Source organism: Lysinibacillus sp. NPDC056220 (genome assembly GCF_049315265.1).
In the GTDB taxonomy this organism is placed as follows: domain Bacteria; phylum Bacillota; class Bacilli; order Bacillales_A; family Planococcaceae; genus Lysinibacillus; species Lysinibacillus pinottii.
Genome location: NZ_JBMOXD010000002.1, coordinates 403,825 through 426,713 on the forward strand (window position 1 = coordinate 403,825; position 22,889 = coordinate 426,713).

Here is a 22,889-nt window from a genome sequence, read left to right on the forward strand (position 1 = left end):
AAGGATGGAGAAGAGAAGAGGGACTAGGAAATGAAGAAGTGGTTTGCAGTTATTGGTGATCCAATTGAACATTCAAAATCACCAGCCATGCACAATGCTTGGTTTGAGGAAATGTCCGTAGAGGCAACATATATTCCGCTACATGTGTCTTCTGAGCAATTGGGAGCAGCAGTTGCTGGCTTAAAAACTTTAGGGGCAAGTGGCTGGAATGTAACAATTCCTCATAAAACAGCAATCATTCCCTATTTAGATGAGCTAGATGAGTTGGCGCAAAAAATGGGAGCAGTGAACACAGTAGTACGAACTACAGAAGGAAAGCTGATAGGCTATAATACAGATGGTGTTGGCTTTGTGCGTTCACTAGAAGAAGCAGTAGGTTCGTCTCATAAAGACAAGCCTGTGTTACTTGTTGGCGCAGGTGGCGCTGCCCGAGGTATAGCCTTTGCCATGCAGCAGCAAGGCTACAGTGATTTGACCATGACCAATCGTACCGTAGCCAATGCCCAAGCAATTGTGGATGAAATGGGGATTGGCCGTGCAATTTCATTAAAGGAAGCGGAAGAAACATTAGCTCATTTCAGCATTATAGTGCAAATGACTTCGGCAGGCCTTGCTACAGGCAATTTTTCAATGCCATTTTCCTTAAATCGTCTTGCCAAAGGAGCAATTGTTGCGGATATTGTGTATAATCCATTAATGACGCCTTTTTTACAAGCGGCTGAAGAAAAAGGGGCAACAATTGTGACAGGCTTAGGGATGTTTGTGCATCAAGGAGCCATTGCTTTTGAGCACTGGTTAGGCGACTATCCAAATACAAATTCAATGATTGTGCAGCTAAATGCGCAATTAGGAGGAAACTAATTTTTATGTTAACAGGTAAACAAAAACGTTTTTTACGTGCTGAAGCACACCATTTATCACCAATATTCCAAGTGGGAAAAGGTGGCGTAAATGATGAAATGACTAAACAAATTCGTGAGGCATTAGAAGTACGTGAACTAATTAAAGTCCGTATTTTAGATAATTGTGAGGAGGACAAACATGAAGTGGCAGAGGCACTTGCAAAAGGTGCACATGCAGAGCTTGTCCAATTAATCGGCCTGACAGTTGTTTTATATAAAGAATCACGCAATCAAAAAAAGATTGTATTACCAAAAGCAACGAAATAAGGTGAGACGATGAAAAGGGTCGGTTTACTTGGAGGCACGTTTAATCCTCCTCATATGGGGCATTTATTAATGGCGAATGAGGTATTTCATGCATTGCAACTCGATGAAATACGCTTTATGCCGAATGCCATACCACCACATAAGCATGCACGATTTGATGCTAGTAATGTGGAACGACTTGAAATGGTGAAGCGTGCCATTCGCCCGTTTCCTTATTTTTCAGTGGAGTCGTATGAGGTAGACAAGGGTGGCGTATCCTATTCCTATGAGACACTTTCTGCATTATGTAGGAAGGAACCTACTGTCAAATTTTACTTTATCATCGGTGGCGATATGATTGATTCGCTACATACATGGCATTGTATAGATGACCTAGTAGAACTTGTCCAATTTGTTGGTGTGAAACGTCCAGGAACAGCAGCCATTACAGAGTACCCTATATGCATGGTGGAGGTGCCTCAAATCGATTTATCGTCCACACTGATTCGTGAACGCCTGGCGACTGGAGGAACGGTGACACTTTTACTACCAGAAGCGGTAGAGACGTTCATACGAGAGGAAGGTCTTTATGGAACGCGAACAGTATTTAGCGGCGATTAAGCCCAGAATGCCGGAAAAACGTTATATTCATACAATCGGTGTTATGGAAACGGCCATCAATCTAGCACGAAAGTACGGCGAGGATGAGAAAAAGGCTGAAATAGCTGCAATCCTTCATGATATAGCAAAATATGCAGATATAGAGTGGATGGAGAACATCGTCAGAACGGAAAAGTTAGATGCACGACTCATTGGCTGGGGCAGTGAACTACTTCATGGCCCAGTCGGTGCATATATTGCAGAAAGTGAATTCGGGATCAAAGATGATGAGCTATTGAATGCTATTCGTTTTCATACAACAGGGCGACCTAATATGAGTCGTTTAGAAAAAATCATTTTTGTCGCAGATATGATTGAACCGAATCGTCAATTTGATGGTGTGGAACGTCTGCGCAAAAAAGCGCAAAAAAATTTGGATAAGGCCATGAGTGCATGTGTCCGTCATACATTGGCATTTTTAATCGACACAAAGCAGCCTATTTATCCGTTATCAATAGAATGTTATAACGATATGATGAACAGAGAGGATAGTGAAGGATGACTTCAACTTTATTACAAGCAGCTTACAAAGCGATTGACGACAAACATGGTGAGGATATTGTCGTTTTAAATATGCAAGGAATTTCCCTTTTAGCAGATTACTTTATCATTGCACATGGTAACTCAGATCGTCAGGTGCAAGCCATTGCACGCGAATTGCAGGATGTAGCTGAAAAAGATGGCTATGAAATTCGCCGTGTCGAAGGTTTTGATGGTGCTCGTTGGGTTCTAGTAGACTTAGGAGATGTAGTAGCACACGTATTCCATAAAGATGAGCGTGCTTATTATAATTTAGAGCGTCTATGGGGCGATGCACCACAATTAGACATGCCAGAGGCCTAAGTGAGTAGTTACGAACGCTTCGCACATGTCTATGATGAGTTACAAACGGATATTCCTTACAATCTTTATGTAGATTGGATTGTACAGCATGCACCTAGCAACCAATACAAAAAACTATTAGATATTGGGTGTGGCACAGGTGTACTTAGCTTGTTATTTGCACAGGCTGGCTACAAAGTCAGCGGTGTTGATTTATCAGAAGAAATGCTTTCCATTGCGACTGAACGTTTTACTGGTGCAGGATACGAGGCTCCGTTTTATTGTATGTCCATGGACGAACTAGATGGCTTTGAGGCAGTAGATGTGGTCACAATTGCCATAGATTCTCTGAATTATGTTGTAGAGGAGCAAGCAGTCTTTACAACATTAGAACGGATTTATCATGCATTACGTGATGGAGGCCAACTTTTTTTTGATGTCCATTCACTATTTAAAATGACGGAAATCTTTTTGGATGGTCCATTTACGTATGACAATGGTGATATTAGTTATGTATGGCATACAGAGCCAGGAGAATTCGAGCATTCCATTATTCATCAAATGACCTTTTATGTGCGTGATACAAAGAGTGATTTATATGAACGGTTTGATGAGGAGCATATTCAACGTACGTATCCTATCGAACAATATATGAATTGGCTTCGCGCTATCGGCTTTAGTGATGTGGTAGTAACAGCAGATTTTACAAACGAAGCACCAGAATATGAAAGTGAACGCATTTTTATCCGTGCGGTAAAATAAATATGGCAAGCACCACACTGCTGATTGGCAGTGTGGATTTTTTTGAGGCCGCGGAATGGTGGATAAATAGTGCAGTCAAATTAACCGATTACTTGGGAGCTTTTCGTTCCCGCTTTCAGGTTTGCAATCTATGGATGTTAGTGTATGATGAATGTACCTCCATATGATGACCTTTTGCATTGAAAGGATGGTACTATGTTGCAATCTTTATGGCAAAAGTACAAAAAGAGTATGCTAATCCCCGGCCTACTAATAATCAGTGGACTATTTTTTTACTTCTCTTTATCGAGTTCTGACTCTTCACGACCCCAAGAAGAGCTCATCGAAACCATCCAACCTATTGAAGAAACGATTCCCATGGAATCTACTGCTGAGGAAGCGGTTCAACAGCAGGTATTTGTTGATATAAAGGGTGCTGTTATGTATCCGGGCGTTTATGAGCTTCAACCAGACAAGCGTATTTTCGATGCTATTCAGCTTGCAGGTGGTTATATTGAGAATGCGGATACGCAACTTGTTAATCATGCGCAAAAAGTTCAGGATGAAATGGTGATTTATATTCCCATCAAGGGAGAACAGCTTGAAGATATATCTAGTAATCTACTTATGTTACCTTTGGAAAGCCAGAATAAGAGTCAGAAGATTAATGTCAATACCGCTGATGCGGAGACTCTTGCAACATTACCAGGAATCGGCCCTTCAAAAGCTCATAGTATTCTTAGTTATCGGGAGGAAAAAGGACGCTTTCAAACCATTGATGATGTAAGAAATATTAATGGTATAGGTGATAAAACATTTGAAAAAATAAAGGATTCTATTACCGTTAAGTAAAGCTAATAGCTTATGAGATATTGACGCCGCTTTTCCAAAAGAGCTACACTATAGTAGAAAAGCAACAAGATCGAAAACTTGTAAGGCAAAATTTTGGAGGTAGTCATATGGAGCGAATTACTTGGGATCAATTTTTTATGGCACAAAGCCATTTACTCGCATTGCGTAGTACTTGTACAAGACTAGCAGTAGGAGCAACTGTTGTTCGTGATAAGAGGATCATAGCAGGGGGCTATAATGGGTCTATTACTGGTGATGAGCATTGTATCGAAAATGGCTGCTATGTGGTGGACAACCATTGTGTCCGTACAGTGCATGCTGAAATGAATGCTTTACTACAGTGTGCTAAATACGGTACACCAACAAAAGGTGCTGATTTATACGTGACACACTTCCCATGTCTCCCTTGTACCAAATCTATTATTCAAGCAGGCATTGAGCGAGTTTATTATGCAACTGACTATAAAAATAATCCATATGCTCAGGAATTATTTGAAAAAGCAGGCGTGACAGTCGTTCATGTACCATTTGATGAACGAAAAATCGATTTTCTACGAGATGAAAAGCTAGCCTTATATACAGAGATGCTTCATGAGCTTCGCGAGAACGGACTGCCATCCGAAAAATTGCTTCCGTATGAACAGAAGGTGAGTGCACTATTCGGTATAAAGCTTTAAGGCAAAAATGGATTTTTCTAGCGCTTGCTGTACTTGTCGCTTCCTTAGCAGCTCACAAGTCGGCTTGGCTACTCCTATTAGTACTTCTTTTAGCTCTGTGGCTCATCGTAAAGGGTGAGTCACGGTTCTTAGCAATGATAGTATTAACGATTGGCTTATTATCGTATATATTTTTTGCTACAATTCAACTGGTTCAACCTTCCCCACTACCATCCTCTTTCCCTTTAACTTGGTCAAACGATTATAAAATAAGCGGTCAAAAGCTCCGTGGTTTTGCTACAACTACAAACGGTCAAAAGTTATATGTAGTGTATACATTTTCCTCTGAACAAGAAAAAATTAATTATGAACATACATCTATGGCAGGAATGACGTATCTTGCGAAAGGTGAGCTTGTGAGCCCTTCTCCATCAGCCCATGATTACGCCTTTTCCATGTCCAATTATTTAACGAGTAAGGGAGCAACCGGTATTGTTGAAATCACTAGTTGGACCTTTATAGAGAAGCGCAATTCCCCCATCATATTTCTCGCTAAGCTAAGACAACAAATGAAACAGCATATAGAAATGACATTTCCCCACCCATTAGTAGCGGAGGCTCAAGCCCTTCTCATTGGAGAGCAGGATCAAATGGATAATGAGCTACAACGAGCCTATCAAAAGCTAGGGATCACTCATTTATTTGCGATCTCTGGTCTACATGTAGCACTGGTGTCGTGGTTATTTATTGAAGGTCTACTACGCATAGGTATTCGCAAAGAGATGGCTACTATTGCCTTGGTCATCTTACTCCCTATCTACGGAGTCATTGCAGGGGGGGCACCATCTGTATGGCGAGCCGTTTCAGTAGTGGAATTAATGATGTTGCTTCGTTATTTGAAATGGACGCTGTCAATCGATGATGCACTTGCTATTAGCTTTGCAGGCTTTGTTTTACTTGAACCGGGAGTAATCTTTCAAATTGGTTTCCAACTGTCTTATTTAGCAGCGGCTAGTCTTGTTTATTCTAGTTATATTTTTACACAGACGAGCAACTGGTTATCCCGTTCTTTTTTCGTCACATTCGTCTGTCAGCTACTTGTCTATCCTTTATTACTTCATCATTTCTATGAACTTTCCATTTCCTCGTTTTTTGTCAATATTATCTTCGTTCCTTTGTTTTCATTCGTTATTTTACCTTTTAATATTGTGGCCTTAGCTCTAACCTATATTTCCTTACCATTAGCCAACCTGTTATTTGCAGGCTACGAGCCTCTGCGAAATGGGCTAACGAATGTAATATATCTAATACAAGCTCTACCATTTCAATTATGGTCCCCAGGTAAACCATCCGTTTGGCTTTGTTGTTTAGCAATGCTAAGCGTTCTCACGTGTTTCTATTTCTTAGAAACAAAACGATTTAAGAATGCGATTTTGGTTTTACTCTTCCCGGCCATCTGTATTCATCTTTCCCCAATGCTTTATAGCGACACAAAGATAACGTTTTTAAATGTAGGACAGGGTGATTGCACTGTGATTGAATTGCCATTTAGGGAGGCTGTATACGTCATTGATGCGGGTGGACTGTTGCGCTTTGAACAAGAGCAATGGAAGAAGGCAAATAAAGACTATGAGGTGGGGAAACAAATTGTGGTTCCGTTTCTAAAAGGGAAGGGAATACGAACCATCGATATTTTTATTGTTACGCATGCGGACGCGGATCATGTAGAAGGCGCTGAGGAAATTTTACAGGAGATTGGGATGAAAGAAATTCACGTGACACCTGGATCGTTGAAACAGCCTATTATGAGGGACTTACTAAGGGAAGCCCAAAAACATAACGTCCCTATAAAAGAAAAGATGAAGGGCACTATATGGCAGAAGGGTGAGTCAAGCTTTTATTATTTATGGCCGCAGGATACCCATTATGAAGGCAATGATGACTCGCTTGTTTTATACATGCAACAGAAGGCATTTAAAGCGCTATTTACAGGTGATTTAGAGAAATATGGCGAACAACAGCTAATGATGTATTATGGACCTCTAATAGCTAATCTAACCCTTCTGAAGGCTGGTCATCATGGCAGTAAAACATCTAGTATCGAATCATTTGTAGAGCTCGTACGACCCCAATTCACCGTTTTTAGTGCTGGGCTTCAAAATCGTTATGGTCATCCACATGAAGAGGTAGTTGAGCGATTTGCCAATCGGAATTTAGCTACTTGGACAACAGGGGTGGATGGCACGATCGAAATACGTATTCAGGGCAATCGTTTGACAGTTAAAGCAAAAGAAAAAGACCTTGTCCAATGAGCAAGGTCTTTTTCCTTCGTATTTTAGTCTGATTACTGTGATACGAACTCTACTATTGTCGCGATAATAAACATTAGTGTGAAAACGCCAAATGATACACCGAAACCAACACCTGAATCGATTGCATCGTTACGTCGACATTGTATGTTTTTTCCTTCAAATGGATTCATTGTTATCCCTCCAATTCTGTTATTTATTATAAGACAACATGTACATAAAAGCTATATCCAAAAGGAGAATTCCCCGTCTGGCAAGGAATCGACACATTTCGGTCAAACTCACTACAGGACAACTAAAATGGCTTGGATATTGCTCGACAGAAATTAAATCTTGGATTGACCTACCAAATGAATGCCATATAAGCATGGCATCTATCGAGGTTGGAGCCTGCTCAATCCAGACAAAATCATGTATACTTATAGTATTGCTAGATGGAGGGAAAATTATGATTTCAACGGTTTGGAAAACAATAAAAAAAGGTGAGCTAGCACCAGTATATCTACTTGTTGGTGAAGAAAGCTATTTTATAGATGAAACCATTAAGCGTATAAAAGAAGCAATGGGGCCAGAAGAAGAGCTGGAAATGAACACATTTGATTTAGATGAAGTGCCTGTGGACGCTGTTATGGATGAAGCAGATACCATTCCCTTTTTCTCTGAACAAAAGCTTATTATTGCCAAAAATGCTTCGTTTTTAAAGGCAGCTGAGAAAGGAAAAGAAAAGATCGACCATGATGTGAAGCGACTTGAGGCATGGTTGTCCAATCCTTCTGATTTTTCCGTAACCGTTTTTATTGCTCCTTATGAAAAGCTAGATGAGCGTAAAAAAGTGACAAAAATGATGAAAGAGCATGCATTACTTATCGAAGCAGCAACACCTAAAGAGCAGGATTTAGCCGTTTGGATCCAAAGTATTGTTAAGGGACAGGGCAATAGCATCACACAGGATGCTATCGAACTTCTTGTGACGATGGTTGGGGCGAACATGCTTCAATTACAAATGGAAATAGACAAGCTTACCCTTTATCTTGGTGAAGGTGGAGAAATTACGGTATCGCTAGTGGAGGATTTAGTGGCAAAAACATTGGAGCAGGATGCCTTTAAAATGCTCAACGCCTATTTGGCCAATGATTCGGTCAGCGCTTTGTCGATTTATCATGATTTATTGCGACAAAAGCAAGAGCCTATTATGCTTGTTGGACTACTTGCATCCAATGTTCGTACGATGTCGAATGTTTTTTATTTGTTGAAGAAAGGGTACCATCCGCAGCAAATCGCCAAAAACTTAAAAATTCATCCGTATCGTGTCAAATTAATGACTGAGCAACGTAATCGTCCATCAGAAGAAAGCTTATTGAGAGCATTATATCAACTAGCAGAGGTGGATTTACAGTTGAAATCCACAGGTGGCAATCGAGAACGATATTTGGAGCTTTTTTTACTTCGTCAACTTTAACACAAAAGCTGTCCGTTATAGGACAGCTCAGACTGTAGACAAACTCAAAAAATTTGAGAGATTTGCCTACAGTCTTTTTTCTTTTACAATGAAATAAAGTAAAGTCGTTGATTTTCATTACGGGCGGACGCTTTCCGCGGGCGGGGTCGAGCTGCTTCCCTCGCCTCGCTCAGTCCAGGATCTCGACTTTCCCGCTTTTCCCGCTTTTCCCGCAGGAGTCGCCGCCCTTCGTTCCCATCAACTTCTACATAAAGTACTTACTTTTTCTATATAGGGTGTTGAAAAGTAAATTTTTGAGGTGATAAACGATGATGACGAAGAATCAAACCAATGAACGTGATCAATTAGTTCCCAACAATCATTTAGTGCGAAAACTAGAGACTGCTATTGATTTTTCATTTATCTATCCTTTAGTCGAACATCTCTATTCACCTAATGGGCGTCCTAGTATTGATCCTGTTGTTCTCTTTAAAATGACGTTTATTCAGTACGTTTTTGGTATTCGGTCCATGCGTCAAACCATCAAAGAAATTGAAACGAATATGGCGTATCGTTGGTTTTTAGGATTTGGCTTCCATACAGAAGTCCCGCATTTCTCTACCTTCAGTAAAAATTATGTCCGTCGCTTTCAAGACACCGATATATTTGAGCAGATATGCTATCGTATTTTAAAAGAGATTATGCATCAAGGACTCCTCCATGCAGACCATTTATTTATCGATTCCACGCATGTTAAAGAAACTAGCTACTTGGACATGGCAGACAGCTTAAAAGAGCATCTATGCTCGAAGAGGATGTTGAATACAGCAATGATATACCAAATAATGAATATGAAAGAGAAAGAAAAATGACAAAAGCCATCGAGAATGAACTTCTCGACAGCTTTTGTATTTCTATAAAAATTAAAAAGATCAGCTACTCTTAATAGAGCATCTGATCCTTTAAACAATTACGCTTTTTTAGCAAGGCGAGACTTTTTACGAGCCGCCGCGTTTTTGTGGATAAGTCCTTTTGAAGCTGCTTTATCTAAAGATTTGAAAGCTGCTTGTAAAAGTTCTTGTTTGTTTTCAGCATTTTCAGCAACAGCGTTTTCAGCTTTTTTCACTGTAGTACGCATAGCAGATTTCGCTTGAGAATTAGCAATGTTTGCTTTTTCGTTAACTTTTACGCGTTTAATCGCAGATTTAATGTTTGGCATATATTTCACCTCCTAAATTAGGTACGAGATGATATCTTCTCATTGATTTCTTGTGTTAATACAACAAAAATCATTTTAACAAACGCTAGGCTAAATTGCAATAGATAAATGCAAAGAATATTTACTTGACAGTTTGAACAAACTACTGCTTGAGGTGATTTGTATGCAAAATTTAAACTGGTATCGAACAGATTTAATCGATGAATCTGAAGAGGTAGTTGTCCATCAGACGAAAGAGCAAAAAGAAAAGCTTAAACAATCGAGTGGCGTTCAAATTGAAGATCGAACAGCCGGTCGCGTGAAAATTACGGATGTGCTAGTAGATAGAGAAGGTGAGAAACAAATTGGCAAAAAAGAAGGCCAATATATTACACTTTCTGTTCCGACACTGACATTAGAAGATCAGGACGGATTTGAACAGCTGGAGCAAGAATTGCTTGTGAATTTTAAAAAATTGCATGAATCGCTCTCCTGGCAAGAGAACGACAAAATTTTAATAATTGGGTTGGGCAATCGTACTATTACACCTGATGCGATTGGTCCGTATCTGATTGATCATTTGCATAGTTTAGATGTCATTGATGATAAGTTTGTTATGTATGCCCCAGGCGTTACTGGACAAACGGGCTATGAAACAGGAGAGTTTGTAGCTGCTATTGCAGAGCGACTCAAGCCAAAATTAGTCATTGTCGTGGATGCCCTTGCTACAAGAGCTAGTAATCGACTTTGTAAAACCATTCAATTAACGAATACAGGCATACATCCAGGGTCAGGTGTAGGGAATCAAAGGCAAGAAATTTCCTACGAAATGCTTGGTATCCCTGTAACAGCCATTGGTATACCGACAGTGGTAGATGCGCCTGTATTAATTGCTGATGCGGTAGAAGTCATGCTGCGATCAATAGCGGCTCGTGTAGCTGAACGTAGTAATCCTTCATCGAAGCTATCCTTATCCTCATGGCAGCCAAATATAGACAAGGAGCTTGACATGTCCTTAGTTGAACCAATTTTCGGTGAATGGGCGACATGGACAAGAGAAGAGCGTCAACAATTGTTTGAAGAAACCTTTGCAGCCTCACATAGACAATTGATGGTAACGCCTAAAGAAGCGGACTACTGGATAGATCGCTACGCCAATTTAGTTGCTTCAATGCTGATGAACTGGGCAAGCGATTTATAAAAAATAAGCTAGCTATATGCATAAATCGAGAAAAATTTTTACGTTCTAAATGACACCCCCCCTCCATACGATATGGGGAGGAGGGTGTGACTTTGCTAAAAAAACTACAATGGTCATTTGGTATATTATTGTTTTTTTTCGTATTACCTGTCATTGCTGGGCAACTTCCGTTCAACAAGCAAGCATCGACTCCGATTAAACAACCTGAAGATAAACAAGTCGTGTTTGCCGCTACTAATTTAGAAGAACAGAATGTACTTGAACAAACGAAAGAGCCCGAACCAGATTTAGATCCGTTTAAGGTGTTAGTATTATTTACGCATACCCATGAAGCATATGAACCGATGGTGAAAGCTGTGAGTGGTAAGGTAGCGACTTCTCATGAAACGGTTAACATTATGAGTTTGAAGGATAAGATTGTGAATCATTTTAATGTAAATGGTTTAAAGACTGATGTTCTTGATGTAGATACGATGAAGGAATTACAAGCACAGGGAAAGGGCTATCATCAATCCTATGATGTAATAAGACCTTTTCTTAGTAAACATTTAGAAACCAATAATTATGATTTAATACTAGATTTACATCGTGATTCCTTAAAACATGATCTTACAACGATCTCATATAATGGGGAAAACTATGCGAAAATTGCTATCGTTGTTGGGGCAGAGCATCCTAATTATCGCTGGAACACAGCCTATGCAGAAAGTTTATCATCGACATTGAATGCCATCGTTCCGAAAATATCAAAAGGTGTTATTTCCAAAAGTGGAGATGGTGTCGATGGAAGATATAATCAAGATTTAGCAAAGCAAATGATGATTATTGAAATCGGTGGGATTGGCAATACAGAAGATGAGGTAAATAGAACGATTGCGGTAATCGGGAAAGCCATATCAAAGGCATTTGTTAATGATTCAAAAAAATAAACATATTATTCAAAAAGTGAGTCTCATATTGGCTCACTTTTTGATATTCTCTAATAATAAAAATTTCCAGAAAAAAATCTAATTATTGGGCTTTCCATTGCTCCATTCTTGCCTTATAATTTTCAAGTTGGCTCACGATTTTATAATGAATGAAGGCATATGGTAACAGGGTAAAATAGCTTTTGTAGTATCTTCCATTTATGGTAATGCCTTTTTGAAAATACATATGTAGAGAATGAATTTTATAAGAGACTAGAAAAGTAATGACACTCCCTATTTCTCTAAAACTTTTATCGTTTCTCAAACGTCAAACATATAAGTGAACAAACTAATCATTTGAGAGGGGATGGTTTTCAATCAAGGTTTCTTATTACTTGACAATAGGTTTTATAGATTATTGAAGGAAGGAATAGTATGTCAGGCAAGTCATTAAATCATCGTTACATTCCTGGACTAGACGGGATTCGAGCATTAGCCGTATTAGCAGTTATTGCTTATCATTTTAACTTCAGTTGGGCTAGAGGTGGCTTTTTAGGAGTTGATATCTTTTTTGTACTATCAGGCTATTTAATCACCTCTACCATTTTACCTTTAAAGGGCAACCAATTAACAGTCAGTCTAAAGAAATTTTGGATTGGACGATTTAGACGGTTACTACCGGCTGCCTACGTTATGATTATTACATCATTTGTTTGGGCAATGCTCTTTCATAAAGAGCTCCTTCATACATTACGTGGAGATGCGCTGTCTTCTATTTTCTATTCAAGTAATTGGTGGTTCATCTTTCATAAACTCTCTTATTTTGATAGTTTCGGTTCTCCATCACCCATAAAAAATTTATGGTCATTAGCCATTGAAGAACAATTCTATGTGATTTGGCCATTGCTTTTAATGATAGGGCTGTATGTTGTAAAAAAGCAAAGTAAATTAGCAAAGGTTGTTTTTATTGGGGCAATTTGCTCGGCCTTATTAATGGCGATACTTTACCAGCCAGGTGCCGATCCAAGTCGGGTTTACTATGGAACGGACACGCGCTGTTTTGAATTATTAATTGGCTGCTGGTTAGCGCTTGTTTGGCCAATGAAAAGACTATCATCACAAAAATTATCAACAAGCCATATGAACAAATTAAATGCTATTAGCTTTATTACGTTTACTATTTTTCTTGTCTGCATTATGTATGTGGATGAATTTCAAACATTCCTTTATAGAGGCGGAATGTTCCTGTTTTGCTTGAATGCAGCCGTATTAATTGCTTGTATTTGTCATCCCGTTAGTATCTTAGGAAGAATACTTGCGTGGAAACCTCTATGTTGGATTGGCTCACGATCCTACGGAATTTATCTTTGGCATTACCCAGTCATGGTATTAGGCACACCTATACATGAGATTGGAAACCCCTCCTATTGGCGAATAGTGCTTCAGATAATACTGATTGTGATAATTGCAGAATGTTCCTATCGCTTCATTGAGATGCCAATCCGAAAAGATGGGTTCTGGGCATATTATCGGAACTATTTCGTATTCAATAAAAAGAAATGGGAAAGCCTGACATTTTTAAGAAAAGTATCTACTGTCATCGTTCCACTTTTCCTTCTTGTATTTTTCACAGGGATTACAGGGGTCGTGGGAGAAGGCCAGCAAACTTCTAAGGATTCATATCCAACTGCCGTTAAAATTAATGGTGATGAACCTACTGCTAATCAAATAAAGCAACCAGACAAGACGACTGACAATCCTTCGCCTAGTAAGGAAGAAGTAGTTGAAGTGCCAAATATAGAAACACCAAAGCCAGAAGAAAACGAAACAAATGCTGTGCCCGAGAAAGATGATACTTATCAAAACATACTAGCAATTGGTGATTCCGTTATGATCGATATAGCAACGAGCTTACATAAGGTTTTTCCAAACATCACAATTGATGGAAAGATAGGTCGTCAAGTTTCACAAGCTGTTAAACTAGCACCAAATTATGCGAGTTTTAACCAAACTAATAATGCGATAATTATCCAATTGGGGACAAATGGCTATTTTACCAATGACCAAATAGATACACTTCTCGCTGCATTTGCCAATGCTGATATTTATTTAGTGAATACACGTGTGCCTCGTCCATGGGAAGGGAAAGTGAATGCAGCTTTACTTGAAAAGGCAGAGGAACATGAAAATATTACACTAATTGACTGGCATGCGGAAGCGCTTAATCATCCAGAATACTTCGCTCCAGACGGTGTTCATTTAGAGAAAAAAGGTGTAGAAGTTTTAACAAATCTTATTCAGCAATCTATCAACAATTAAACTAATGAAAAAAGTCGGTACATACAGCTTCGGTCTGTGTAACTGACTTTTTTTATTTTGTAGAATAAAATAAATTTTTTCATCCATACTTTATGAGGCGTCCAATCCTACTGTATTTATATACTTAAAACTATGAAATTTAATAACAGGCGTAAACATTGAAAGTATTGATATTATAGGCTTTCTAGTCTAGTTGCTGTTGTACTTTGCATAGCGTTCATAGTATAATTCATTATAGTTTAATTAGGAGTGGAAAAGATGAACCGAGAAGCACGTTTAAAACGACAAGAGAATATACGAAATTTCTCTATTATTGCACATATTGACCACGGGAAATCAACGCTTGCTGACCGTATTTTAGAGCAAACAAAATCATTAACATCCCGTGAAATGAAAGCACAGCTCCTCGACTCAATGGATTTAGAGCGTGAGCGAGGCATTACGATTAAATTAAATGCAGTTCAATTAAAGTACGAAGCGAAAAACGGTGAAGTATATACATTTCATTTAATCGACACACCAGGACATGTCGATTTCACATATGAGGTTTCCCGTAGTTTAGCTGCTTGTGAGGGCGCCATTTTAGTTGTGGATGCTGCACAAGGTATTGAAGCGCAAACACTTGCAAATGTTTATTTAGCTCTTGATAATGATCTAGAAATTTTACCCGTTATTAATAAAATTGATTTACCAGCAGCAGATCCTGAACGCGTACGTCAAGAGGTTGAGGATGTAATCGGGTTAGATGCATCTGAAGCAGTATTAGCTTCTGCTAAAGCAGGAATTGGGATTGAGGATATTTTAGAGCAAATCGTTGAAAAGGTACCAGCACCAACTGGTGATCCAGATGCACCTCTACAAGCCTTAATCTTTGACTCAATTTATGATGCCTATAAAGGCGTTATCATCTCCATTCGTGTTATCAACGGGACTGTAAAGCCTGGAGATAAAATTCGCATGATGGCAACAGGAGCGGAATTCGAAGTGATAGAAGTTGGGGTACATACACCAAAAGTTGTGCCACAAACTGAATTAACAGTTGGGGATGTAGGCTATTTAACAGCATCTATTAAAAATGTAGGGGACACACGCGTAGGGGATACAGTAACCTTTGCAAATCGTCCTGCTACTGAGCCGCTAGCAGGTTACCGCCGCTTAAACCCAATGGTTTACTGTGGTTTATATCCAATTGATACAGCCAAATACAATGATTTACGTGAGGCTTTAGAAAAATTAGAGTTAAATGACTCGGCTCTCCAGTATGAGCCTGAGACATCTCAAGCACTTGGTTTTGGTTTCCGTTGTGGATTCTTAGGATTACTACATATGGAGATTATACAGGAGCGAATTGAGCGTGAATTCAATATTGACCTAATTACAACAGCGCCTTCGGTAATTTACGAAGTTCATATGACAGATGGTTCTTCCATCAAAGTAGATAATCCTTCCTTTATGCCAGATCCACAAAAAATTGATCGAGTAGAGGAGCCATATGTAAAAGCTACAATTATGGTACCAAATGATTATGTAGGAGCGGTCATGGAGCTTTGTCAAATGAAGCGTGGTAATTTCATGACAATGGATTATATTGATACTACTCGTGTAAGTATTATTTATGAAATGCCTTTATCCGAAATCGTATATGATTTCTTTGATTATTTGAAATCAAATACAAAAGGCTATGCATCATTTGACTATGAATTAATCGGTTACCAGCAATCAAAATTAGTGAAAATGGATATTTTACTAAATGGTGAGCAAGTCGATGCACTAAGCTTTATCGTACACCGTGACTTTGCCTATGATCGTGGTAAAATTATCGTTGAAAAATTAAAAGAATTAATCCCACGTCAACAATTTGAAGTTCCAATTCAAGCAGCAGTTGGACAAAAAATTGTGGCACGTTCAACTATTAAAGCTATCCGTAAAAACGTGTTAGCAAAATGTTACGGTGGGGATATCTCACGTAAACGAAAGCTTCTTGATAAACAAAAAGAAGGTAAAAAACGTATGAAACAAGTAGGGTCAGTCGAGGTCCCTCAAGAGGCATTCATGGCTGTACTGAAGATGGATGATACGAAGTAAGGTTGATGTAACAGCGTTTATAGGGGTTTAATCAAAAAATTTTGTATCAGTTGGGTGGAGATTGCCACCGAATTGCCAGTAATTTATAAATCCTCAGCGATGGAATCAAATATATCGGCAGCATCTCTTGCCATCTTCTGTGTTAAATGGACATAGCAGACCTCAGTAATTGCTGATCTGCTGTGTCCTAATCTTTTTTGAACAGTTTTTATTGGTTGTCCACTTTCAATTAACATCGTTGCATGGGTATGTCGTAAAGAATGATCATTGAAATCGATACCTAACTTTTTCTGATTAAAGCTCTTGTTTGATACTTTATAACAGCAGGGGTGTAATGTTCTCCGTTTTCTTTTTACAAACAAAATCATGATCAGGGTCTTGAAGATAAAATTCTCCATACTTTAATCGATTTTCAATTTGTTTCTTTTTGGCTTTCTTTAATATCTCCATTAAAATTCTGCCAACTGGAATAGTACGATATCCAGTTTTAGATTTTGGAGTAGCAACAACCCATTTAAAGTATTCAATTCCATTTTCATCTGTAATCTTTTTATTAATGAATTGCTGTTCAATTGCTACTGTCATTTCATCGAAGTTTATATACTTCCATTCAAGTCCACATATTTCCCCGACTCGAACTCCACAATGAAATCCTATATGAAATTATAAATATAGAAATCAACTGGAAATTACGCCTTCAACATAAGCAATTTTAGATGTCATAAATCTCATTACTACTAGTGCTCGCTAATCAAACAGCGGGCATTTTTAATTATTAGAGTCTTAGCAATGAATTAGCTTTGCAAGCTGAAAAGAAAAAAGAGTACATGAATGAGTATCAGAGAACGCTATTTGATTTCCTGAACTCACTACCATTAGCAGATAATTTAATAGATGAATTGCACAAGGTTGTATTAGGTACTCATGTTCAAAGTGCAAAGGAATTTGTAAAAGCTAAAAACGTGCTATTTAAAATTGCTATGGATATTAAAGAGGGTACTTTAACAGTAGCAAGTACATTAAGAGCGGAATTTGTGCGAGCTTATAGTAGGGCTGTAGAGCGATTAAGTAAAATGGTTATCTATAGAAGAAACTCCATCTAAAGAACGTCCTGTACCTTTCTGTTATTGGTTAGAGGAAAGGGGATTTGTGTTTAAACAATATTAATTGCTGCACTTGCTTTGCCAAGAATATCAGCAATTCCAAAAGTATCTGTTGCCGACGAAATATAAAATACCATTAATAAACGGTCATCTACAGTTACTGGTACCGGTGGGATATTAGCTGAAGCAAAAGCTATTTGTCCAAATGGAAAAGGATCTGTTATAGGTGGAGCTAAATCAACGCTAGCACTTGTGCCAGTAAAAATATTACTACCTTTAGGTGCAAGGAAAATTTGCGCTCGAATCGTAATAGAGCCTTCAAAAATAAACTCATCAAATGGAAAAAATGACGCTGAAATCGCTGTGATTTTACCATCACATGGAACTGGGAAGGCTTCATTGAAAAGGTTAGTTAAATCAATTGTATTATTTTTCATCAACATTAAGAGAGTTGCGGTCCCGAACCCTAACAAGCTTACCTCTCTATTCCCAAATTTATCGGTAATTCTAGATAGTGAGATTCCAGAGGAAAAAGGAATTATTGAGCTATCAGCAGGAATGGGAGGGTTTATACAGTTTACATCATTAGCTGTAAATGTTCCGAGCCTATTGCATTTAAATGTCGATGATTCATTATTACATCCACAGTAATTCATAGGATTATCTCCTTTTTGTCTTTATCCTATGTAGTAAATGGAAGGGGAACAAAGGCTAAACCACATTTACTGATATTAAACCTAAACATGGTAATCGAAATAATAACGGCTAATGAGCGTGATAGCCTCCCACAATCAATAGTGCAAGGTGAACCATCGTTAGAGAACTGGCTTGAATGGTAATTTATTCAGTACCCACGGAAAAGGGGATACCTGAACACAATATGTAGGTACTTGTAAATTGCAGGTACCGTCATATTGACGGCATCTATATAACTAAGTCATCGTATTCCAACTATGGACAGATTGTCAGTGGTTGAAATTTAACTGACCTGAATTTTCAAGAACAAAAAGGAGATTGACTCATTTTGAATACATGGAGCGGCAGGAATAATTAACCGTTTTAGAGTTTCTGAACAATACCTAACGTATATTTTAAGTGTTTCATTTGTAGGACTTTATTTGTAGTTAGGTTATTTAGATTAGGTAATTTTAGGTTAAAATGTAAATAATTATCCATATTCTGATTTAGTATGTTATGATAATAATTGGGAAATACAATTTCTAATATTTACAATAATAAGGAGCGATTTTATGAGTAAAATTTTCACTAAATTATCTTCACTAGCTTTAGCTACGGCTGTTGTAGGTAGCGGGTTTAGCGTTAATGCAAGCGCTGCTGAATTAGAATCGCAGGCACTAGATTCTAATGAATTTAAGAATGAAGTAGTCTATGAAACACAAGAAAATGTAGGTGTAAATGATATAGGACCAGGCGTAGGTGAACCAAATCAAATTGTACCTTATGGTACTTCAAAGCCAACTTCTACTTGGAATCTTTCTAAAAAGGGTAGATATTCTTTTAACGGAAGCTCTAACAGTTCTACTTTATACACAGATTATTTATTAACTGGGAAAAGTTCAGTTAAAATTTATGTAAGAAATAATGATCATCAATATTCATTGAAATTTAAAGTAAAACGTAAGGACCTTGTTTTCGATAACACGGTAGAATCATACGAACTAGCATTAGGTAAAGATACTACTATTAATTTGACATTGGATAAGTCTTCTAACTATTACATTGAATTTACTGGACCAAATACGTTTTCTGGATATATTGAATAATTTCACCGATATGGTTGCAACTTCGTTGAAAGTGAATACAAATAATTTCTATGTTGATTGCTATTGAGCAATTTATAAAAAGCATTCTTGATAAGAAAAGGGGAAATCGATTGTATTCGATTTCTCTTTTTTTAGGAAAAATAGCTAATAATCGTTACCTCCTTATATACTTGATTGTTACTAGCAAGGTTAAAGGCGTAATTTATATTAATAAAAGACCACTCCGTGATGGGTGGTCTTGATGTTTTTTGCCACCTCCATGCCACCGTGTTCAGAGAGTAAACGTGACACATTAGGAGATAAAGAAAAATATAATATGGTATAAAGAAACCGACAAACCATTGAAAAATAAAGGTTTGTCGGATATGAAAAGATATAAAAAAACCTAAAGGCAATTTTATCATTTACAATATATTCTGTTACTTTTTATAAGGAGATATAGCTTCTTGAAAATCTGTGTTTTCTATTATAGCTGTAATAATCGCTTGCCCTTCAAACAATTTTCATTGACTAAACCTTTTGTCCTAGCCTCCTATATATTACTCTTGAATAGTAGTTAAAATTCCATCTTCAAAATACAAATATTTATAATCATAATAAATCCATTGCTCACTTACACCATATGTAGTAGTTGTTTTGTTAATATCTATTGGTCTGCCCCATCCTTCTGCCAAAACTTCTTCTTTTGTCATTCCAATATAAACTGCTTTAGGATACATAGTTCTCTCATTAATTTTAGATTTAAGATTAGACTCAGCTACACTTTTTTCATATTCTGCTTTGCGTATTGCTTTATTTTCTTCTATTTTCTCACTCCACTCTTCCTCTTTATCCTTTGCTACAATTTTTAATTCATTAACTTTTTCTTTAATCTCATCTGGTATATATTTTATCTCCTCAAGTCTCTCAACTACGTAAACGTATTTTAGTTGAGTCGCTGTTGTGAATACACTCGGTAGGTCTTCATCTATACCATTGAATTTTTCATATGCTAATGCAAGATTGTTATAGTCTTGTTGTACTTCGTTTGCTTTTTCTTCTGTTTTAGTAATTAAAGTATCGAAATCGTCATTCATTACTAATTGAATATATTCTTTTTCTTCTGATGTAATTTCACGACTATAGGCTCCTACTATTTCACTATCTTGTTTTTCTTCACCACATGCAGCTAAACCTAAACTTAAAACTAACACTGTACTAAATACTAGTTGTTTCATTAGTAAATAACCCCTCTCTATATTTCCATTTTAGGAAATTATGTACTAAAAGTACATACAAAAAAACAGACAACCTTTTTTAGTTATCTGTCCTGTAATCAGAGTTGGTTTGTTTGCCTGTTCAATGAGTTCCTCAAAAGCTGTTTTAATTTCTTCTATCGAATAACCGGCTCCTAACAAATCCTTGGTTGTTTGCTCTAATTTATTCATTTAGATTTCCTCTTTTTCGTCATCCATAATCTTAAATAATTCGTACATATCATTAATGTTGAAAACATTTACTAGTTGATCAATAAGAGTGTCGAAGACCACATGGCTAGTCACTATTACAACTTAACAGAATCAGAACGAGCTATCGTATTTAAACTTGCATCACACAGCTTAGAACACACAGGTGTATGCCACTTGAAAGCGAGTACTATAGCTACCTCATTGGAAATCAGCACAAAAGCTGTTTATCGAGGCGTTCTGACAGTTACTAGTACAGTACATTAAAAGCCGTATTTGTAGGGGCGTATAGAATGGATGTAGAGCTTTCTAATAGAAAGTTAAATAAATCGTCTTATATAGAAGAAACCCCATATAAAGAACGTCCAGTACCTTTCTATACTGGTTAAAGGAACGTGATAGCCTCCCATAATCGATAAGCAGTAGACCAAGTAATTTAGGGAAATGGCTTGAAGGATAAATGGAAATATTTGTTCAAAATAATTTTTTATGAGGTATAATATTTGTAAAAATCATAGAGAGGAGAGTTTATTTTAAATGAGAAAAGTGTACCTGTTATTTGCGATTATTGGCACAGTATTTCCGTATTATTTTTTAGTGAAATTTTTGAACGAAAACGGATTTGATTTAGGGTTATTAATAGATTTATTATTTATAAACTCAATATCGACCTTCTTCGCTGTTGACTTTTTTATTTCATGCTTTGTTTTTATAATCTTTATGTTCAATGAGTCAAGAAAGTATAACATTAAAGAAAAGTGGATATGTCTATTAACTTTGTTTACAGTTGGTTTATCATTGGCATTACCGTTATTTTTGTTTTTCAGACATCCATACATAAAGAAATAAGTGTTGTTAAACTTCAATGAAAGAACGTAAAAATCTTACATATTATGTGGTGTAGTGTTGATTTTGCGTTACATGGATGGCAAACGAAGGCTTTAGTTGAATAAACCATAAAAGACCACTCCGTGATGGGTGGTCTTGATGTTTTTTGCCACCTCCATGCCACCGTGTTCAGAGAGTAAACGTGACACATTAGGAGATAAAGAAAAATATAATATGGTATAAAGAAACCGACAAACCCTTGAAAAATAAAGGTTTGTCGGATATGAAAAGATATAAAAAAACGTATTTTAATACTGCCATACTTCAAGAGGCATTCATGGGTGTACTGAAGATGGATGATACGAAGTAATATTGGTATGACAGCCTTTATAGGGGTTTTAAACAATTGATTTTATATCAAATTGGTGGGGTTTCCCACCAAAGAGAGGGCGTTCTAACCATAGTGAACATGTAAAATCTGTGGTAAGTGCAATAGTGGCATTAGTGGATTGGAAATTTAATTTAAGATGATAATGCGAAAAGTTTCTCAGTTAAAAACACTAGGGGATTAGGATTTTATTAAGCTAAATTATTTAGCGTAAATATAACCTTTGTATACAGCATAATAGACATTAAATTCGCCCTCTTTAGCATAATTAAATAAACTTAAGTCTCCTCCATATAGGAAACTACCTCTCATCTCACTATGATAAATAGTTCCTGGCGGAAATGAACTAAACGTTTTATTAACTGTGACATAATAAGAACTTGGGTTAGAAGCAAATTGATCTATAGTTGGAATAGGGTTGTGAATTGTAAGTTCTGCAGCCGAAGCGTTACCTGATGGATAGATGAATAAAGCAAGAAGTAAAGCTGTTAGTAAACTAATACCAATATTACTTTTAATCTTTTTTAACATTATTTTTTCCTCCATTCTAGTAATATCCCCTAGTAGTTTTAGTTTTAACATAATTGACATTTAATTTCAATAATTAGAAAATATTTCTATGTAAATTATTAGGTTGTTAATGGTGGTAAATTCATATCTGCCATGTAAATAAGAGAAATAAATAAAATTTCAGTAAAAAAGGTAGGTGCTGACTATGCATTATGAGTGGTTAGAAAACTATCAAAAATTAGAGGATGAAATTGCAGACATCGAATTTAATTTAGAACGTAGTAAAAAAATTGAAACGTTGGGTGGAGGGGGATTTAACAAAAGTAAAATTAACTTCAGAAAGCCATGGAGCTCAATTAGAAGAAATTATTGAGGCTGCTGAACGTGAGTGAGCACATAAAATAAATGACTTAAAATCTAATTAATACACGTTTGCTAGTACGTGTATGTCGGAAACAAACAATTGAGACTACTAAATTGATAGTCTTTTTTTA

26 protein-coding genes and 1 pseudogene are annotated in these 22,889 nt (G+C 37.1%); 19 read left to right on the forward strand and 8 right to left on the reverse strand.

The features are described from left to right. Positions 1-30 precede the first annotated feature (30 nt). From aroE to ACOZBY_RS07030, 9 genes are all read left to right on the forward strand, one after another. Positions 31-861, forward strand: coding sequence for a shikimate dehydrogenase (gene aroE / locus ACOZBY_RS06990; RefSeq protein ID WP_012295376.1), 831 nt, complete (start codon positions 31-33; stop codon positions 859-861). A 5-nt stretch (positions 862-866) separates the two neighbouring features. Continuing rightward, the gene (gene yhbY, locus ACOZBY_RS06995; RefSeq protein ID WP_008180921.1) at positions 867-1,169 is read left to right on the forward strand and encodes a ribosome assembly RNA-binding protein YhbY; all 303 of its coding nucleotides are present in this window, start codon (positions 867-869) and stop codon (positions 1,167-1,169) included. A gap of 9 nt (positions 1,170-1,178) precedes the next feature. Next, entirely contained in the window at positions 1,179-1,769 is a 591-nt protein-coding gene (locus ACOZBY_RS07000) for a nicotinate-nucleotide adenylyltransferase (RefSeq protein WP_012295375.1), read from the forward strand. Then, on the forward strand, positions 1,738-2,310 hold the full coding sequence (yqeK, locus tag ACOZBY_RS07005; protein WP_031419226.1) for a bis(5'-nucleosyl)-tetraphosphatase (symmetrical) YqeK: 573 nt from the start codon (positions 1,738-1,740) through the stop codon (positions 2,308-2,310). The genes ACOZBY_RS07000 and yqeK overlap by 32 nt, the downstream gene beginning before the upstream one ends. Then, positions 2,307-2,651, forward strand: a complete 345-nt coding sequence (rsfS, locus tag ACOZBY_RS07010) for a ribosome silencing factor (protein ID WP_008180916.1) — start codon at positions 2,307-2,309, stop codon at positions 2,649-2,651. Before yqeK ends, rsfS begins: the two co-directional genes overlap by 4 nt. Further along, positions 2,652-3,392, forward strand: a complete 741-nt coding sequence (locus ACOZBY_RS07015; protein WP_031419225.1) for a class I SAM-dependent DNA methyltransferase — start codon at positions 2,652-2,654, stop codon at positions 3,390-3,392. It begins immediately after the preceding gene. Positions 3,393-3,587: 195 nt separating this feature from the next. Continuing rightward, positions 3,588-4,223: a helix-hairpin-helix domain-containing protein gene (locus tag ACOZBY_RS07020; protein ID WP_422761862.1), complete on the forward strand. Its 636-nt coding sequence runs from the start codon at positions 3,588-3,590 to the stop codon at positions 4,221-4,223. Between the two features lie 107 nt (positions 4,224-4,330). Further along, positions 4,331-4,900 (forward strand): ComE operon protein 2, encoded by a 570-nt coding sequence (locus ACOZBY_RS07025; RefSeq protein WP_012295370.1) that lies wholly within the window; start codon positions 4,331-4,333, stop codon positions 4,898-4,900. A 134-nt stretch (positions 4,901-5,034) separates the two neighbouring features. Beyond that, positions 5,035-7,191 (forward strand): DNA internalization-related competence protein ComEC/Rec2, encoded by a 2,157-nt coding sequence (locus tag ACOZBY_RS07030; protein WP_422761864.1) that lies wholly within the window; start codon positions 5,035-5,037, stop codon positions 7,189-7,191. 32 nt (positions 7,192-7,223) lie between these two features. On the opposite strand, the gene ACOZBY_RS07035 is transcribed toward ACOZBY_RS07030, so the two are convergent. After that, on the reverse strand, positions 7,224-7,361 hold the full coding sequence (locus ACOZBY_RS07035) for a YqzM family protein (protein ID WP_004226902.1): 138 nt from the start codon (positions 7,359-7,361) through the stop codon (positions 7,224-7,226). A 275-nt stretch (positions 7,362-7,636) separates the two neighbouring features. Here ACOZBY_RS07035 and holA point away from each other — a divergent pair, with 275 nt between their 5' ends. After that, entirely contained in the window at positions 7,637-8,647 is a 1,011-nt protein-coding gene (holA, locus tag ACOZBY_RS07040) for a DNA polymerase III subunit delta (RefSeq protein ID WP_031419221.1), read from the forward strand. A gap of 308 nt (positions 8,648-8,955) precedes the next feature. After that, positions 8,956-9,393: pseudogene (locus ACOZBY_RS07045) on the forward strand (transposase); the annotation flags it as partial. A 203-nt stretch (positions 9,394-9,596) separates the two neighbouring features. Here ACOZBY_RS07045 and rpsT read toward each other — a convergent pair. Next, the gene (gene rpsT, locus ACOZBY_RS07050; protein WP_012295365.1) at positions 9,597-9,845 is read right to left on the reverse strand and encodes a 30S ribosomal protein S20; all 249 of its coding nucleotides are present in this window, start codon (positions 9,843-9,845) and stop codon (positions 9,597-9,599) included. 163 nt (positions 9,846-10,008) lie between these two features. Between rpsT and gpr the strand changes: the two genes are divergently transcribed. From gpr to lepA, 4 genes are all read left to right on the forward strand, one after another. After that, positions 10,009-11,025: a GPR endopeptidase gene (gene gpr, locus ACOZBY_RS07055; RefSeq protein WP_012295364.1), complete on the forward strand. Its 1,017-nt coding sequence runs from the start codon at positions 10,009-10,011 to the stop codon at positions 11,023-11,025. An 86-nt stretch (positions 11,026-11,111) separates the two neighbouring features. Further along, a complete protein-coding gene (gene spoIIP, locus ACOZBY_RS07060; protein ID WP_012295363.1) occupies positions 11,112-11,954 on the forward strand; it encodes a stage II sporulation protein P in 843 nt (280 codons plus the stop codon). A 414-nt stretch (positions 11,955-12,368) separates the two neighbouring features. Further along, the gene (locus ACOZBY_RS07065; RefSeq protein ID WP_031419710.1) at positions 12,369-14,252 is read left to right on the forward strand and encodes an acyltransferase family protein; all 1,884 of its coding nucleotides are present in this window, start codon (positions 12,369-12,371) and stop codon (positions 14,250-14,252) included. A gap of 258 nt (positions 14,253-14,510) precedes the next feature. Continuing rightward, complete coding sequence (lepA, locus tag ACOZBY_RS07070) at positions 14,511-16,337, forward strand: translation elongation factor 4 (RefSeq protein WP_031419709.1); 1,827 nt, start codon at positions 14,511-14,513, stop codon at positions 16,335-16,337. Positions 16,338-16,420: 83 nt separating this feature from the next. On the opposite strand, the gene ACOZBY_RS07075 is transcribed toward lepA, so the two are convergent. Together ACOZBY_RS07075 and ACOZBY_RS07080 are read right to left on the reverse strand one after the other, a co-directional pair. Then, the gene (locus ACOZBY_RS07075; RefSeq protein WP_422761868.1) at positions 16,421-16,735 is read right to left on the reverse strand and encodes a tyrosine-type recombinase/integrase; all 315 of its coding nucleotides are present in this window, start codon (positions 16,733-16,735) and stop codon (positions 16,421-16,423) included. Continuing rightward, positions 16,653-16,922, reverse strand: coding sequence for a hypothetical protein (locus ACOZBY_RS07080; RefSeq protein ID WP_422761870.1), 270 nt, complete (start codon positions 16,920-16,922; stop codon positions 16,653-16,655). Before ACOZBY_RS07080 ends, ACOZBY_RS07075 begins: the two co-directional genes overlap by 83 nt. A gap of 242 nt (positions 16,923-17,164) precedes the next feature. Between ACOZBY_RS07080 and ACOZBY_RS07085 the strand changes: the two genes are divergently transcribed. Beyond that, positions 17,165-17,440 (forward strand): hypothetical protein, encoded by a 276-nt coding sequence (locus ACOZBY_RS07085; RefSeq protein WP_422761872.1) that lies wholly within the window; start codon positions 17,165-17,167, stop codon positions 17,438-17,440. Between the two features lie 50 nt (positions 17,441-17,490). Here the strand turns inward: ACOZBY_RS07085 and ACOZBY_RS07090 are convergent, their stop codons facing one another. Next, entirely contained in the window at positions 17,491-18,096 is a 606-nt protein-coding gene (locus ACOZBY_RS07090; protein ID WP_422761874.1) for a hypothetical protein, read from the reverse strand. Positions 18,097-18,690: 594 nt separating this feature from the next. Here ACOZBY_RS07090 and ACOZBY_RS07095 point away from each other — a divergent pair. Then, positions 18,691-19,224: a hypothetical protein gene (locus ACOZBY_RS07095; protein WP_031416922.1), complete on the forward strand. Its 534-nt coding sequence runs from the start codon at positions 18,691-18,693 to the stop codon at positions 19,222-19,224. Between the two features lie 539 nt (positions 19,225-19,763). On the opposite strand, the gene ACOZBY_RS07100 is transcribed toward ACOZBY_RS07095, so the two are convergent. Both ACOZBY_RS07100 and ACOZBY_RS07105 read right to left on the reverse strand, forming a co-directional pair. Further along, complete coding sequence (locus ACOZBY_RS07100) at positions 19,764-20,441, reverse strand: hypothetical protein (protein ID WP_197149905.1); 678 nt, start codon at positions 20,439-20,441, stop codon at positions 19,764-19,766. Positions 20,442-20,486: 45 nt separating this feature from the next. Beyond that, positions 20,487-20,651 carry a hypothetical protein gene (locus tag ACOZBY_RS07105; protein ID WP_012295353.1) on the reverse strand — a complete coding sequence of 55 codons (165 nt, stop codon included), beginning with the start codon at positions 20,649-20,651 and terminating at the stop codon, positions 20,487-20,489. Between the two features lie 102 nt (positions 20,652-20,753). Between ACOZBY_RS07105 and ACOZBY_RS07110 the strand changes: the two genes are divergently transcribed. Both ACOZBY_RS07110 and ACOZBY_RS07115 read left to right on the forward strand, forming a co-directional pair. After that, positions 20,754-20,936, forward strand: a complete 183-nt coding sequence (locus tag ACOZBY_RS07110; protein WP_324611252.1) for a helix-turn-helix domain-containing protein — start codon at positions 20,754-20,756, stop codon at positions 20,934-20,936. A 270-nt stretch (positions 20,937-21,206) separates the two neighbouring features. Next, positions 21,207-21,518 carry a DUF2834 domain-containing protein gene (locus ACOZBY_RS07115; RefSeq protein ID WP_031417073.1) on the forward strand — a complete coding sequence of 104 codons (312 nt, stop codon included), beginning with the start codon at positions 21,207-21,209 and terminating at the stop codon, positions 21,516-21,518. A 568-nt stretch (positions 21,519-22,086) separates the two neighbouring features. On the opposite strand, the gene ACOZBY_RS07120 is transcribed toward ACOZBY_RS07115, so the two are convergent. Next, a complete protein-coding gene (locus ACOZBY_RS07120; RefSeq protein ID WP_031417072.1) occupies positions 22,087-22,416 on the reverse strand; it encodes a hypothetical protein in 330 nt (109 codons plus the stop codon). Between the last annotated feature and the right edge of the window lie 473 nt (positions 22,417-22,889).